A 14349-nucleotide genomic window follows, 5' to 3' on the forward strand; every position below is an offset into this window, starting at 1 on the left:
ATGGGACGGCCCGATGGGAAGGAAGGTAGATTTAAAGATGTTGGAAGCACGTATTCGAAACACTTCGCTTCGAGACAAGATCATTACCGCAGAACAAGCCGCGAGCCTTATCCAGGATGGCATGATCGTCGGCATGAGTGGATTTACCCGTGCTGGCGACGCCAAGGCTGTGCCGGTTGCCATGGCCGCTCGTGCCGCAACTGATCCCTTCAAGATCACGCTGATTACCGGCGCGTCGCTCGGTCACGACGTCGACAAGCTTCTCACCGAAGCCCATGTGCTCTCACGACGCATGCCATTTCAGGTCGACAGAACCCTGCGCGCCGCCATCAATCGCGGCGAAGTAATGTTCATCGACCAGCATCTTTCCGAAACCGTCGAGCAATTGCGCTCGAACCAGATCGGTCCTATCGACTACGCTGTGGTCGAGGCTCTTGCCATTACCGAAAGCGGAGGGATCATTCCCACGACGTCGATCGGTAATTCCGCAAGCTTTGCTATTCTTGCCGACAAGGTGATCGTAGAACTGAACCTCAATCAGCCGATGGCGCTTGAAGGTCTGCACGACATCTATATTCCAACGAAGCGCCCTTCCCGCGACCCGATACCGGTCACGGCATGCGACAGCCGCGTCGGCCTGCCCTATATTCCCATTCCGCCGGAAAAGATCGCGGGCATTGTCATCACGCAGGAAAATGACAGCGCATCGACCGTGGAACCGGCCGACGGCGAAACAATAGCCATTGCGGGCCATCTGATCGAATTTCTGATGCAGGAAGTGGCCGCCGGACGCCTCGACCTGACGCTCAACCCGCTTCAGGCTGGTATTGGCACCATTGCAAATGCCGTATTGAACGGTTTTGCCGACAGCCCGTTCCATAATCTACGCATGTATAGCGAAGTGCTGCAGGACAGCACATTCGATCTCTTCGATGCCGGAAAGCTCGATTTTGCCTCCGGATCGTCGATCACGCTCAGCCCCGCCTGCGGAGAGCGTGTCTTCAACAATATCGACCGTTACCGGGACAAGCTTATTCTGCGCCCGCAGGAAATCAGCAACCACCCGGAAGTTATCCGCCGTCTCGGCATTATCGGCATCAATACCGCGCTGGAATTCGACATTTACGGCAATGTGAATTCCACGCATGTCGACGGCACACATATGATGAACGGGATCGGCGGTTCAGGCGACTTTGCCCGTAACGCCTTCATCTCAATCTTCGTCACCAAATCTGAAGCCAAGAACGGTGCCATATCCTCGGTCGTTCCCATGGTCACGCATGTCGACCATACGGAACATGACGTGGATATTCTCGTGACGGAACAGGGCCTTGCCGATCTACGCGGCCTCGCCCCGCGTGAACGCGCACGTGTCATCATCGACAATTGCGCACACCCGGATTATCGCCCGCAACTCAACGATTATTTCGACCGTGCATGTGCGCGCGGCGGGCACACGCCTCACCTGATCGAAGAGGCTTTTGGCTGGCATCAGCGCCGCCGCGAGACGGGTAGTATGCGCGGCTGATTATCAGGAAAGTCTGGCGCTATTCGGCGCCAGTTTGGTTTAAGTTCTTGCTTATAAAGCGGAACCTTCTGTTCTTTGGGACGTTAACCGGCACATTGTTTTTGGATTGGAGACGATGTGCCGGTTGCAAGAGCCCCTGCTCTTTCTCCCGGTTTGAACGGGCTCAATCGGACGGCGCGGAGGAACGGTCGTCGGTTAAGCAACGCAACCCCAAGTTCCGGGAAGGATCAGACCGCCTATGTCCATCCTCATCAGCCTTCTGATAACAATTCTTGTTATCTTCCTCGTACTTTATCTCATCAATATGCTGCCTCTGGATGCCAAGGTCAAACAGATCGCTCAAGTTATCGTGATCATCATCGGCATCATTTCGCTTCTGAAATACTTGGCGGTCTTCTGATTCAAGCTATCAATAGCCAAAATCCCGGAGCGTCATGCCCTTCGACGCTTCGGGATTTTGTACACTATCCTCTGATAGCTATTTCCTGATTTATATTAGCTAGTTACGATTTATGTCTTATCGAGGCGGTTCTTTTAAACATAGTTGTGCTTAATTACATTTCCTCGTAATATATAACCATCATGCTACCTATGATTGTGTCATTAATGGCACTCATAAACAAAAAATTGTAGGAAGTGCGTGGTAGTGTCTTTCCCCTCTCAGGCGTTCCTTTTATAAGGCCCGCAAAATATAACCCGTTCATTCAGGGTTCAGGCGGGGTCGTTGATCATCCTCACTCAGGGTTGGGAGTGCGAGGGAATGAAGAAGACTGCTCTTGTGAAAGCAGCACTGATAACGCTGTCCGTCGTTGTGTTCTCTCTGGGAGCAACGGCGATAGTGGCTTATTCAGCTGGCGTTACGCCAGGCATCATTGCACTCAGCCTCAGCGCGGGCATTCCCGCAGCGACGGCCTTCCCTTCCCTTGCCTATATTTTTCATCAGCATAGCAAGCTGAGAGATGCATATCTCCAGCTTGAAAAAGCCCATGTTGAACTGCAGGCACGGTCACGGATTGACCATATGACCGGCCTTCTTAATCGTGAGGCACTGTTTGAAGCCATGAAGATCAGCCGGTCACGTATCGAAACCGGCACCTTGCTTGTTATCGATGCCGACCACTTCAAGGCGATCAACGACACGTTCGGCCATGGCGTTGGCGACCGTGCGTTGAAACTGATCGCCTTCGCGCTTCAGAATGTGACGCGAAAAGGCGACCTTGTCGGACGTATCGGTGGAGAGGAATTCTGCGTTTTTCTGCCGGGCGCCAGTGGCGAAACAGGTATGCGCGTTGCACAGCGCATACGCGCGGAAGTAGAAAACACGCCTTTTCATACGACTGAATATCAGGTTTATCCGTTGACGATCAGTATCGGTGTTGCTTCTGCACCCAAGAACGAAACGAACTCGCAAGTGCTCAGCCGCGCAGACCGTTGCCTCTATATGGCCAAGCAGCGCGGGCGCAACTTTGTGGTCTTCGATGAGGAAAGTGGGCGCCTGGCCAGCGCGTCGGTCGTCTCTATCGCCAGTGCCCGGGAAGTGGCGCGCGGATAGCGCCAGCTTCATTTCCAGGGTTCGACGACTTCTTCGGACCACCCAACCGGCACGAAGCCCATTTTCTGGTAGAGCTGCAATGCGCGCGGGCTATCGAGCGTGTTGGTATGGATCGTCACCTTTTCAGGCCCGTGCGCCCAGGCGGCTGAAATCCCTTCATTCAGGAAGAACTTGCCGAGGCCCCGTCCCTGAAAATCATCGATGAGACCGAAATAGACAATTTCGGCAGCTTCCGGCAAAGCCGACAGATCTAGTTCGACAAAACCTGCCGGACAGCCATCCGCGTAGAGAACGTGGATTTCAGTCGTATCGGCATGAATTACGGCTGCAACTTCCGCGTCAGTCTGAACACGCCGCATCATCCAGTGATGCTTGCGACCGATCTGTTCATAGAGATAGCGATAGTAATGAACCGGCATGGCACCCGCACGCATGATCGCGAGTCGGATGCCAGACGGCACTGGCACCTGAGTGGCCTGACGAGCAGACATTTCCAGATGAGTGATGCGGGCAGTCAGTTTTTCGGTCATGCTTATTCGGCTTCACCGGTGACAACGGGCGTATCCTGCCTGCTGCCCCATTCACTCCAGGAGCCGTCGTAAAGACGATTATCCGTGTGACCGACCGAGGCCAGCGCCAGCATGATGACCGCTGCGGTCACGCCGGAGCCACAGCTTGTAACTACCGGCTTGGAAAGATCGACCCCGGCTTCATCGAAAATCTTGCGCAGGCTCGCCAGATCCTTCAACTCACCGTTTTCAGACAAGGTGCCGACGGGAACGTTGCGCGCTCCGGGCATATGGCCGGAGCGCATGCCCGCACGTGGCTCGGCATCACGTCCGGTGAAGCGACCGGCTGCGCGTGCATCGGCGATCTGCGAGCGTCGTTCGTCCACGATTTCACGCATCTGCTTGAAATCAACGACTACCGCCTCGTTGAACGAGGGCGTGAACAGCGTTGGCGCAATCTTTGTCACTTCATCGGTGACCGGGTAACCGGCCTTTTTCCAGCCGTCGAAGCCGCCATCCAGCACATAGGCATTTTTCACACCCATGACACGGAACATCCACCAGACGCGCGGCGCTGAAAACATGCCAACCCCGTCATAGACCACGACAGTCTCATCAGCCGTGATTCCCATGGCTCCTACATGCTGCGCGAAAAGCTGTGGCGACGGCAGGGTGTGCGGCAGGCCGGATTCCTTGTCAGCAATCTTTTCCTGATCGAAGAATACGGCGCCCGGAATATGTCCGGCGTTGTATTCGCCCTCACCATTGCGTCCAGCAGCCGGGAGATACCAGGAGGCATCGACAATCGCGAGGCCGGGCTTGCCGAGCCGCTCTTTCAACCAATCCTGTGAAACGACGAAGGCGCTTTTCTCTACCATGGGTCAACACTCCTCAAGCATATTTCGCAAAACCGGAAACATGCGGAAAACAATGGGTTCAGGCTTCTGGCAGAGCGCCAAAACGAATGCGGAACCGGCGGTTTTCCTTGCCCTTTTTCTCGATCTTGCCGATGTGGATTTCACCCACTTCCTGCGTTTCGGAAACGTGCGTACCGCCGCAAGGTTGCGAATCCACCACACCGTTTTCACCAATAAGGACAAGACGTATGCGACCGAGCCCGACCGGCGGACGCACATTCTTCGACTTCACGATATCCGGATTTGCAAGGAATTCTTCATCACTGATCCAGCGAATGGCAACCGCGTCATTCGCGTTCACCCGTTCCATGAGCTTTTCCGTCACGAATTCCTTGGTGTAGCTCGCGTCGGGAAGGTCGAAATCAACGCGACTTTCATCCTCGCCCACAGCAGCGCCAGTAATCGGGAACGGGCAGACAACGGAAAGCAGGTGGCATGCCGTATGCATCCGCATCAGCTTGTAGCGACGCGGCCAGTCGACATGCAGGACCAGCTTTTCACCGACAGCGGGCGAAGCCTGCCCTTCTGCCGGAACATGAATGATTTCGTTCTTGTTTTCGCCGGTGACAGTCGCCGCTATCTCGATACGAGCACCGTCAGCGCGTTCGAGAAAGCCGATATCCCCCGGTTGGCCGCCGGAGGTCGCATAGAAATTTGTCTGGTCGAGAATAATCCCGCCCGTCTCGGTAATGGCGAGTACCGTGCCCTCCGCCGTTGAAAGATAGGAATCTTCGCGGAAAAGCGCTTCGGTCTCGTATGCCATGATTATCCCTCGAACGGTATGTCTATCTCGGTCTTCCTCTCCAGCCATCCCGGCACAGGCAAATCTTTACCGCGCAGGAAAGCAGGATTGAACAGCTTGGACTGATAACGATTACCATAGTCGCAAAGCACCGTCACAATTGTGTGGCCCGGCCCGAGATCTTTTGCAAGCCGGATTGCGCCTGCGATATTGATACCCGAAGAACCGCCGAGGCAAAGCCCCTCATTTTCCACGAGGTCGAACACGATATCGAGCGCTTCCGCGTCGGAAAGGCGATAGGAGAAATCGGGGGTGAATCCTTCCAGATTGGCAGTAATACGCCCCTGCCCGATGCCTTCTGTAATCGAGTCGCCTTCGGCCTTCAGTTCGCCTGTCGTATAGAAGGAATGGAGCGCGGCTCCATATGGATCGGCAAGTGCGATCTTGATGTCGGCATTGTGGTCCTTCAGGCCGAATGCAGTGCCGACAAGCGTTCCGCCCGATCCGACAGCGGCGACAAACCCATCCACCCTACCGTCAGTATCACGCCAGATTTCCTGCGCCGTGGTTTCGATATGGGCCTGCCGGTTGATCGGATTATCGAATTGATTGGCCCATACCGCGCCATTGGGTTCGCTTTTGGCAAGTTGCTCGGCCAATCGTCCCGACAGGCGTACATAATTGTTCGGATTTCGATAGGGTGCGGCTGGAACTTCAATCAGTTCGGCGCCAAGCAGGCGCAGGGCGTCCTTCTTTTCCTGGCTCTGCGTTTCGGGAATAACGATAACTGTCCGATAGCCAAGCGCTTTTGCAACCATCGTGAGGCCGATGCCGGTATTGCCGGCCGTACCTTCAACGATGACACCACCGGGTTTCAGAAGCCCACGCTTTTCGGCATCGCGAATAATATAGAGCGCTGCGCGGTCCTTCACCGACTGTCCGGGATTGAGAAACTCGGCCTTGCCGTAAATTGCGCAGCCGGTCAGTTCGGAAGCCTTCTTCAAATGGATCAATGGCGTATTGCCGATTGCGTCGAGCACCGATTGGAACATGGCTTCCGTCCTTCCTGTTTTGAAGAGGAAATTATGAGGAACGGCCCTGCCCTTCAAGCAAGCATAGAATATTTTTCCAAGCCATTACGCAAACTGAAACCCATCTTGCGGCCATAAATAGAAAAGCCGCCCGAAATGGGCGGCTTTCTGGAAAAATATTCAAGGCAAGCTTACGCTGCGCGCTGTCCGCCATTGCCGTTGGCATTGCGACGCTTACGACGGAACGGACGCTTTGCTTTCGGAGCCGCTTCACCTGCTGCGTGACCGCCTGTACGATGGTCGCCTGACTTCGGGGCTGCACGACGCGGCTTCTGCGCCGTTCCGCCCTTGCGATGCTGGGTCTTCTGTGGGCGTTCGCCCGGAGCCGCTGCGCGCGGTGCCGGAGCAGGTGCAAGCTCCACAGGTGCATCCTTGATCGGAAGCTTGTTGCGCGTCACACGCTCGACAGCTCTCAGCTTGGATTCTTCCGCTGCCGGATCATAGAGTGTGATTGAAGCGCCACTAGCGCCATTTCGGCCAGTACGGCCGATACGGTGCACATAGGTTTCCGGCTCGTCAGGCAGATCATAGTTCACGACATGGCTGATACCCGGCACGTCGATACCGCGCGCGGCAATATCGGTTGCAATCAGAATCCGCAGCGACCCATCACGGAATCCGTTCAGCGCGCGCTGGCGTGCATTCTGCGACTTGTTGCCGTGAATGGCGGCAACTTCATAGCCATCGCGCTCCAGATGACGAACCACTGCGTCGGCACCGTGCTTCGTACGGGTGAAGACGATGACCGAACGCATAGCCTTGTCACCCAGCAGTGCGGACAAAAGACGACGCTTCTCCTTGGTGTGCACAGGATGCACGACCTGCGTGATTTCGGCAGCCGTCGTTCCCTGCGGAGCCACTTCAACGCGGACTGGATCACGCAGCAGGCTTCCAGCCAGAGACGCGATTTCTTTCGGCATAGTGGCCGAAAACAGCGCGGTCTGACGGTCGGAGTGGGTTGCCTTTGCGATGCGCTTCACATCGTTAATGAAGCCCATGTCCAGCATGCGATCCGCTTCGTCGAGAACAAGCCAGCGCGTCTGCGAAAGGTCCACCAGACCGTCACGCATCAAATCGGTCAAGCGACCTGGCGTCGCGATCAGAACGTCAATGCCCGGTGCGATACGCTTGATCTGCGACAGTTTGGAAACGCCACCAAGAACAAGCGCTGTCGAGATATGCGCGTGTTTGGAAACATTGCGGATCGTCTGCTCGATCTGCACTGCAAGTTCGCGCGTCGGTGCGAGGATCAGGGCGCGCGCGGTCTTCGGACGGCGCTTGTCGCCGAGGCCGATGATCTTCTGCAGGATCGGCAAGCTGAAAGCTGCGGTCTTGCCGGAGCCCGTCTGCGCAATGCCCAGAATATCGCGACCCTCAAGCTGGTGCGGGATCGCCTGCAACTGGATCGGCTTCGGCTCGGTCATGCCAGCGGCTTCGACGCCCTTGAGCAAAATGCCGGTAACGCCAAGAGCGGCAAAACCGCCCGTAATTTCTTTTGTCAATTCAATCTCTTTCGGCGGCACCATGATGTCATGGTCCGCATCCAAATGCCGGTCAAGCGCAACTTGCCGAACTCTATCTGTACAATGATAACGACGGGACGCCGAAGTCTTCAAACTCCTGGCGACTTGCGCTGCCGTGCCCGAACATTTTCTCGGGTCTCCCCGCTTCCGGACCATTCCGAAAGACAGAGGCGAGACGCAACAAGTCCAATGCCGGGAAAGCCGACGAAAACGTCGGCCCATGCGCCTGACGCGGCATATGGGGTGTTTTCACCGAAAAAGCAACCGATTTCGCTTAAACCATCAAAATCAGATGATGAAATCAGCGAGTACCTGATTGTCCGTGATGTCCTGATAAGCCCAACCGGCTTCTGCGAATTTCTTTTCCAGAAGCTTGAAGTTTGATGCGTTCTTCGTTTCGATGCCGATCAGCACGGAACCGAAATTGCGCGCCGATTTCTTCAGATATTCGAAACGCGCGATATCATCTTCCGGTCCCAAAAGATCGAGGAATGAACGAAGCGCACCCGGCCTCTGCGGAAAGCGGAAAATGAAATATTTCTTCAAGCCTTCGAAGCGCAGTGCGCGCTCACGCACATCCGGCAGGCGCTCGAAATCGAAATTGCCGCCCGAGACAACAATGACGACGCGCTTGCCTTTGAGATCATTCTTCTTGAAATCCTTCAGCGCATCGATGCCGAGCGCGCCGGCGGGCTCGAGCACGACACCCTCAATATTGAGCATTTCGATAATCGTTGCACAAAGCCGGTTCTCCGGAACCGTTATGACAGTTTTCGGATCGAACCCTTTGAGAAGCTTGAAATTTTCCTTGCCGATCTCTGCCACAGCCGCACCATCGACGAAATTGTCGACATGGGTGAGCTTGATACGCTTGCCCGCCTCAAGACTTCCCTTCAGGCTCGCTGCGCCCTGCGGCTCGATAAAGCGGAAACTCGTCTTCCAGCCCAGATCGGAAACATATTGCGTAACGCCGCCAGACAGTCCGCCGCCGCCGACAGGCAGCAGGATAAAGTCGGGCTTCTTTCCTTCCGGCAATTGTTGTTCGATTTCCAGCGCCACCGTCGCCTGTCCCTCGACAATGCGGGGATGATCGAAAGGCGGAACCATCACGCCTTTCTGGCTTGCGGCAAATTCCTGCGAGGCAGCATAGCAAACATCGAAAATATCACCCACCAGCTTGATTTCGATGAACTCGCCGCCAAAAGCGCGGGTCTTGTCGATTTTCTGCTGCGGCGTCGTAACCGGCATGAAAACCACACCCTTGCGGCCAAAATGACGGCAGACGAATGCAAAGCCCTGCGCGTGATTGCCTGCGGAGGCGCAAACGAACACCGCGTTCTTGTCGGTCGTTTCGACAGCCTTGGAAATAAAGTTGAAGGCACCGCGAATCTTGTAGGAGCGGACAGGCGTGAGATCCTCGCGCTTGAGCCAAATTTCCGCACCGTATTTCCGCGACAGATAATCGTTGAGTTGCAGCGGCGTTTCGGGAAACAGCGCGCGCATTGCCTTTTCGGCCTCGGATACGGATTTGACGAAGGCGGTCATCATTCGACTTTCTGCATTTCCTGCGGGATTTGCCCATGGCTACATGGGTTTAACAATGCAGACAAGGTTGAAGGTCTGAACTTGAGCTGGAATGCATCGTTTGACCAGATAGATTTACGACCGGTTACCCTCTGAAACCAATGTGGTGTCAGGCCGCTAAATCAACAATTCAAAGCAGGAGTAACTATAGTGGTGCCCGCAGCCGGACTTGAACCGGCAAGCCCAAACGGGCGGCGGATTTTAAGTCCGCAGTGTTTACCAATTTCACCATGCGGGCATCGCTTGGGTATGCGCGTCCTTAGCAATTAAAAGGAGAGCTTTCAATGGCAAAACCGTGGGTTAGTCGTGGGAAGGAGCTGTCAGTTTTAAGGGGAAGCGCTATCGCTTTAGCCTGACCTGTAAACATGAGGGGCAGTCGATGCAATCGACGCGGTGAAGATCGAGCTCGACAAGGCAAGCGTCAACATCCCATACGCTCAGATCACTTATCATGTTGTCAAAAAGACAATAAAACAGAAGGCACTAAGTAAGCTCTCTAACAGTCTGCATGAAAAAAGCCGCAGGCTGATGCTGCGGCTTTTCTTTATCTAATAGGACTTAGCCATGCAGCTTTGCGGTAATCTCTGCAACGCGTTTACCCTGGAACCGGGCACCATCCAGTTCTTGCTCCGAAGGCTGGCGGGAGCCGTCACCATCAGCTGTTGTCGTCATCCCATAAGGAGCACCGCCGCGCACCACATCGTTACCCATCTGCCCTTGGTAAGCATAGGAAAGCGGGACGATAATCATACCGTGATGCTGCATCTGCCACTGCGTGGAAATAAGCGCCAGTTCCGCCCCACCATGCTGGGTGGCTGTTGAAACCATCACCGACCCGACCTTGTTGATGAGCGCGCCCTTTGCCCAAAGCCCGCCGGTCTGGTCGAGAAAATTCTTCATCTGAGATGCCATCATGCCGTAGCGGGTGGCAGTACCGATGATAATGGCATCGTAATCCGCAAGTTCAGCCGGCGTGGCAATCGGCGCCTCCTGGTCAACCTTATAATGCGAGGCCTTCGCGACATCAGGCGGAACCAATTCCGGCACCCGCTTGATCGTGACTTCCGCACCGCCTTCCCTTGCCCCCTCAGCGGCAGCCTTGGCCATTTTTTCCATGTGACCATAGGCCGAATAATACAACACCAGCACTTTAACCATGTGACGTCTCCATATCCCGTTTTGTGAGGCCCCAACCTCGAAAGGTTCAATTAGGGGAGCGGCCTTCTTTGAAAAGGCGCAACTTCTCGCAAACCAAGGAAATGCTGAAATAAAGCAGTTGCAGCCTTGTCCTGCTGGGGCTTAACTGATGTCAGAAATGGAGTCTGGATATGACCAACAATCCGCAGCAAGCCGTCAGGGCCGCCATGCTGGCAATTGGCGACGAGCTTCTCTCAGGCCGCACCAAGGACAAGAACATCGGGCATCTCGCCGATGTTCTCACAGCGGCAGGCATTGATCTCAAGGAAGTGCGGATTGTCCCGGACGAGGAAGCGGCCATTGTAGCGGCTCTCAATGCGTTGCGGCCGCATTATGACTATGTCTTCACGTCAGGCGGGATAGGCCCTACCCATGACGACATTACCGCCGATGCGGTTTCCGCGGCCTTTGGCGTGCCGTGCATCTATGACGAGAAAGCCATGAAGCTGCTCGGCGACAATTATGCAAAGCGCGGACTGGAATTCACCGACTCACGCAAGCGCATGGCGCGCATGCCGCAAGGGTCGGAGCATATAGCGAACCCTATCTCCGCTGCACCCGGTTTTCATATCGGCAATGTCTATGTGATGGCGGGCGTGCCGTCCGTCTTTCAGGCTATGCTCGACAATGTGCTGCCCACACTGAAGACCGGTCGCAAACTTCTGTCCAGATCGGTGCTTTGTCCCTTTGGCGAAGGCGTGATCGGCGCTCCATTGACGAAAATTCAAAAGGAAAACCCCGAGACGATCATCGGTTCTTATCCGAAATTCGAGAATGGACGCTTCAGCACGGAGCTGGTTGTCCGCGGAAGTGATCCAGAAAAAATAGATACGGCAATCGATGCAATCGAAAAAATGATCTCATCGCTGGAAACCGAAGGAGCTGCTTAATCCTTTGCAACCTTTTGCCCGCGCAACTCGTTGCACTATATGCTAAAATAGAAGAACAACCGGAAGGAGTTCGGTCATGTCCTACAAGACGGTGGTTGCCTATTCTCGCAGTGAATCCGAGTTGAAGCGGGTTGCGTCCGCCGTTGGACTTCTAAAGCAGAAGGTGCCCGATATTCATGTTATCGGGCTTTATTCCATTCCTTCTCCCATTGTCTATGCCGACCCGAACGGCTTCATCGATCCGGGAATGTTCGAACTGCACGACAAGCAGCACAAGGAGCTTTCCGAAAGACTGAAACATGTCTTCGAAGAGGAAATGCGCCGTCAGGGCATCAATTATGAATATCGCATCACGCGTTCGGAAACGGGCACAGCCGCAGATGGTGTGCTGACGGCATGTCTTGGGGCAGAAATGCTGGTCGCTGGACAGCCCGACCCGGACGATCCTGCCACCAATGACGAAACCGCCGATGCGATTGTTTTCAATTCAAGCTGCCCCGTTTTGCTGGTTCCCTATGCACCGGTGCTACAGATGGTTTCGCTCGACCGCATCGTCGTCGCATTTAACGGCAAGCGGGAAGCGGCCCGGGCCGCTTTCGACGCCCTGCCCTTGATGAAACATGCAGACAGAACGGAAATCGTTTGGGTCGACCCGCCGGAAATAGAAGGCGAGGATCAGGCTTTGGCGAGCCATGATATTGCAGAGTCGATATCGCGGCATGGCATTAACGTAACCCCTGCGGCCATTGCATCCAACGGACGCTATGCGCAGGATGCGTTGCGGGAACATATCATCGCGGAACGCGCTGATCTTCTGGTAATGGGTGCTTACAGTCATTCGCGGCTGCGAGAACTGGTTTTTGGTGGCGTGACACGATCCATGTTGAACGAGTTGCCCATTCTCACGCTTTTCTCGCGTTAGACGACACTATTAAAGCCAGTTTGACCCGACAACTGGCATCAGATGACACGACGCGCTTGCAAGAACACCATTTTTGCGGTTATCAGCATCACCCGGCGCTGACTGTGCCGGGTGGAGAGCCTTTTCCTCTCCCGCCGCCCGCCTGAAATGGGCGCGGATGAAGAAAAGCTGCAGATCCTGACAGTTACAGCGCTTGGCAATCCGTCACAGCGCATTTTTGGTTTTTAAAGGTCCGGAGAACGAATTCCGGATCATTCCACGGAGCGTTTCGATGTCCTTGCCAGATAAAGCCTTTCCCGTTTCCTGGGATCAATTCCACCGCGATGCCCGCGCCCTCGCCTGGCGCATTTCCGGCATGAATCGCGATTGGCATGCAATTGTCGCCATCACGCGTGGCGGTCTGGTTCCGGCGGCAATCGTTTGCCGCGAACTCGGTATTCGCCTCATCGAAACCGTCTGTATTGCCTCCTATCATGATTACACGTCGCAAGGTGACATGCAGATCCTCAAGGGCGTGAGCGAAACGCTTCTGGAAAATGGCGGCGAAGGCGTCATCGTCGTTGATGATCTGACCGACACCGGCAAAACCGCAGCCATCGTTCGCGAAATGATGCCGAAGGCCCATTTTGCAACGGTCTATGCCAAGCCTAAAGGCCGTCCGCTGATCGATACCTTTGTGACAGAGGTTTCTCAGGACACCTGGATCTACTTCCCGTGGGATATGGGCTTTACCTATCAGGAGCCGATCGCAGGCGACAAGCGCGGCTGACACGTTGCGCATCCGGTCAGAACCGGTGCAAACTCGATATTCGTTTTATGAAAACGCTACGAAACGAAAACAAATGAACGCGATTGCGGTGATATTTCCGCCGCAATCGCACCTTATGGAAAGCGCTCCGAAATAACGCCGATTAAGGGCGGATAGCATTTTCAAAGCAGCCATCCCATCCCATAATTTTAGTAATATCTTTAAAATAAAAGCTTTTTTCGGATATTTTCAAAGGTCTGCTGCCTAACTAATCAGTTGTTATTTTGGCGAATCGGATCATGCTATTTAAAAAGGGGGATTTTCGCGGTGAAGACGCAGGCCAAACAACTTATTGCAACCGAAAAGCGTATTCTAACGCCTTCGGGTCGTTTGCAGCAGGTTGCGGCGCTGGTCTATCGTCGCGACATGGGTGCCCTCAAGGTTCTTGTCATCACGAGCCGCGGAACAGGCCGCTGGATCATCCCCAAGGGCTGGCCGCAGGTTGGTCGCACGTTGGCGGAAACAGCGCTTCGCGAAGCCTATGAAGAAGCTGGCATCCGTGGCGAAGTCTCACCCGTACCAATTGGCAGTTTCTGCTATTGCAAGACGGATCTTCCGCCTGAACGCATAAACCAGTTCACAGCAGCGGTATTTGCAGTGCAGTTTACCGGGCAGGAGAAAGACTGGCCTGAACGGGATCAACGCATCTGTGAATGGGTGTCGCCGCAGGAGGCGGCCCATCGTGTTGAAGAAACCGAATTGAAGCAGATATTGAACCAGTTTGGTGATTCGGGGATCGCTGCGGCCGCCGAGTGAGTAACTCGCAGCCTGCACTGCCAACATTTATTCTGTATAGCGTTCTTTTCGTGGGGATTTCCGCTTTCTTAGGCGCATTCTACCGAAATTCCCCCTCAGGCTGCCACTACAAGCGGCTTTTCTGGCTCCCAAAACCTTGTAGCCGGCTTGGTTCGCAAAAGTGTCGCTTCTCCCCGTTATCCACATTTGCCCCAAGCTGTTACGCACAATATCTAGATGCTGGAGTGTTGCAGCAAACCATTGCTTGACGGTCGCATCCGAGTCGTTTTTTATGGAGCTATCGTTGCGTAGGTAGCGTGATCGGATGTTGTAATCTGCCGGTCTTTTTTT

At 54.7% G+C, this 14349-nt stretch carries 14 protein-coding genes and 1 tRNA gene; 7 read left to right on the forward strand and 8 right to left on the reverse strand.

Going from position 1 to position 14349, the window contains the following annotated elements; all coding sequences use genetic code 11:
- The first annotated feature begins 37 nt into the window (after nt 1-37).
- The 3 genes from F9K94_RS02555 (at nt 38) to F9K94_RS02565 (ending at nt 3080) form a co-directional block, all read left to right on the forward strand.
- A complete protein-coding gene (locus F9K94_RS02555; protein ID WP_151643472.1) occupies nt 38-1528 on the forward strand; it encodes an acetyl-CoA hydrolase/transferase family protein in 1491 nt (496 codons plus the stop codon).
- Between the two features lie 238 nt (nt 1529-1766).
- Nucleotides 1767-1928 (forward strand): Thivi_2564 family membrane protein, encoded by a 162-nt coding sequence (locus F9K94_RS02560; protein ID WP_010660091.1) that lies wholly within the window; start codon nt 1767-1769, stop codon nt 1926-1928.
- Between the two features lie 360 nt (nt 1929-2288).
- Nucleotides 2289-3080: a GGDEF domain-containing protein gene (locus F9K94_RS02565; protein WP_151643474.1), complete on the forward strand. Its 792-nt coding sequence runs from the start codon at nt 2289-2291 to the stop codon at nt 3078-3080.
- Nucleotides 3081-3088: 8 nt separating this feature from the next.
- On the opposite strand, the gene F9K94_RS02570 is transcribed toward F9K94_RS02565, so the two are convergent.
- The 8 genes from F9K94_RS02570 to wrbA form a co-directional block, all read right to left on the reverse strand.
- Nucleotides 3089-3610: a GNAT family N-acetyltransferase gene (locus F9K94_RS02570; RefSeq protein ID WP_151643476.1), complete on the reverse strand. Its 522-nt coding sequence runs from the start codon at nt 3608-3610 to the stop codon at nt 3089-3091.
- Nucleotides 3611-3612: 2 nt separating this feature from the next.
- Nucleotides 3613-4467, reverse strand: a complete 855-nt coding sequence (gene sseA, locus F9K94_RS02575) for a 3-mercaptopyruvate sulfurtransferase (protein WP_151643478.1) — start codon at nt 4465-4467, stop codon at nt 3613-3615.
- A gap of 58 nt (nt 4468-4525) precedes the next feature.
- On the reverse strand, nt 4526-5269 hold the full coding sequence (locus tag F9K94_RS02580) for an alanyl-tRNA editing protein (protein ID WP_151643480.1): 744 nt from the start codon (nt 5267-5269) through the stop codon (nt 4526-4528).
- Nucleotides 5270-5271: 2 nt separating this feature from the next.
- On the reverse strand, nt 5272-6300 hold the full coding sequence (locus tag F9K94_RS02585) for a cysteine synthase A (protein WP_151643482.1): 1029 nt from the start codon (nt 6298-6300) through the stop codon (nt 5272-5274).
- 170 nt (nt 6301-6470) lie between these two features.
- Nucleotides 6471-7865: a DEAD/DEAH box helicase gene (locus F9K94_RS02590; RefSeq protein WP_036563724.1), complete on the reverse strand. Its 1395-nt coding sequence runs from the start codon at nt 7863-7865 to the stop codon at nt 6471-6473.
- A 285-nt stretch (nt 7866-8150) separates the two neighbouring features.
- Nucleotides 8151-9410: a threonine ammonia-lyase IlvA gene (gene ilvA, locus F9K94_RS02595; RefSeq protein WP_151643484.1), complete on the reverse strand. Its 1260-nt coding sequence runs from the start codon at nt 9408-9410 to the stop codon at nt 8151-8153.
- 187 nt (nt 9411-9597) lie between these two features.
- Nucleotides 9598-9684 (reverse strand) — tRNA-Leu (locus tag F9K94_RS02600).
- Between the two features lie 320 nt (nt 9685-10004).
- On the reverse strand, nt 10005-10604 hold the full coding sequence (gene wrbA / locus F9K94_RS02605) for an NAD(P)H:quinone oxidoreductase type IV (RefSeq protein ID WP_151554924.1): 600 nt from the start codon (nt 10602-10604) through the stop codon (nt 10005-10007).
- 170 nt (nt 10605-10774) lie between these two features.
- Here wrbA and F9K94_RS02610 point away from each other — a divergent pair, with 170 nt between their 5' ends.
- The 4 genes from F9K94_RS02610 (at nt 10775) to F9K94_RS02625 (ending at nt 14019) form a co-directional block, all read left to right on the forward strand.
- Nucleotides 10775-11533: a competence/damage-inducible protein A gene (locus F9K94_RS02610; protein WP_151643486.1), complete on the forward strand. Its 759-nt coding sequence runs from the start codon at nt 10775-10777 to the stop codon at nt 11531-11533.
- A gap of 76 nt (nt 11534-11609) precedes the next feature.
- A complete protein-coding gene (locus F9K94_RS02615; RefSeq protein WP_151643488.1) occupies nt 11610-12455 on the forward strand; it encodes a universal stress protein in 846 nt (281 codons plus the stop codon).
- A 271-nt stretch (nt 12456-12726) separates the two neighbouring features.
- Entirely contained in the window at nt 12727-13224 is a 498-nt protein-coding gene (gpt, locus tag F9K94_RS02620) for a xanthine phosphoribosyltransferase (RefSeq protein WP_061346287.1), read from the forward strand.
- A 306-nt stretch (nt 13225-13530) separates the two neighbouring features.
- Nucleotides 13531-14019 carry an NUDIX hydrolase gene (locus F9K94_RS02625; protein ID WP_151643490.1) on the forward strand — a complete coding sequence of 163 codons (489 nt, stop codon included), beginning with the start codon at nt 13531-13533 and terminating at the stop codon, nt 14017-14019.
- The last annotated feature ends 330 nt before the right edge of the window (nt 14020-14349 follow it).

It is taken from the genome of Brucella tritici, assembly GCF_008932285.1.
In the GTDB taxonomy this organism is placed as follows: Bacteria; Pseudomonadota; Alphaproteobacteria; order Rhizobiales; family Rhizobiaceae; genus Brucella; species Brucella tritici.

Excerpts from the sequence above, each read along its gene's own strand:
- F9K94_RS02555 (WP_151643472.1), top strand. The coding sequence starts at position 38 with ATGTTGGAAGCACGTATTCGAAACACTTCGCTTCGAGACAAGATCATT.
- F9K94_RS02560 (WP_010660091.1), top strand. The coding sequence starts at position 1,767 with ATGTCCATCCTCATCAGCCTTCTGATAACAATTCTTGTTATCTTCCTC.
- F9K94_RS02565 (WP_151643474.1), top strand. The coding sequence starts at position 2,289 with ATGAAGAAGACTGCTCTTGTGAAAGCAGCACTGATAACGCTGTCCGTC.
- F9K94_RS02570 (WP_151643476.1), bottom strand. The coding sequence starts at position 3,610 with ATGACCGAAAAACTGACTGCCCGCATCACTCATCTGGAAATGTCTGCT.
- sseA (WP_151643478.1), bottom strand. The coding sequence starts at position 4,467 with ATGGTAGAGAAAAGCGCCTTCGTCGTTTCACAGGATTGGTTGAAAGAG.
- F9K94_RS02580 (WP_151643480.1), bottom strand. The coding sequence starts at position 5,269 with ATGGCATACGAGACCGAAGCGCTTTTCCGCGAAGATTCCTATCTTTCA.
- F9K94_RS02585 (WP_151643482.1), bottom strand. The coding sequence starts at position 6,300 with ATGTTCCAATCGGTGCTCGACGCAATCGGCAATACGCCATTGATCCAT.
- F9K94_RS02590 (WP_036563724.1), bottom strand. The coding sequence starts at position 7,865 with ATGGTGCCGCCGAAAGAGATTGAATTGACAAAAGAAATTACGGGCGGT.
- ilvA (WP_151643484.1), bottom strand. The coding sequence starts at position 9,410 with ATGATGACCGCCTTCGTCAAATCCGTATCCGAGGCCGAAAAGGCAATG.
- wrbA (WP_151554924.1), bottom strand. The coding sequence starts at position 10,604 with ATGGTTAAAGTGCTGGTGTTGTATTATTCGGCCTATGGTCACATGGAA.
- F9K94_RS02610 (WP_151643486.1), top strand. The coding sequence starts at position 10,775 with ATGACCAACAATCCGCAGCAAGCCGTCAGGGCCGCCATGCTGGCAATT.
- F9K94_RS02615 (WP_151643488.1), top strand. The coding sequence starts at position 11,610 with ATGTCCTACAAGACGGTGGTTGCCTATTCTCGCAGTGAATCCGAGTTG.
- gpt (WP_061346287.1), top strand. The coding sequence starts at position 12,727 with ATGTCCTTGCCAGATAAAGCCTTTCCCGTTTCCTGGGATCAATTCCAC.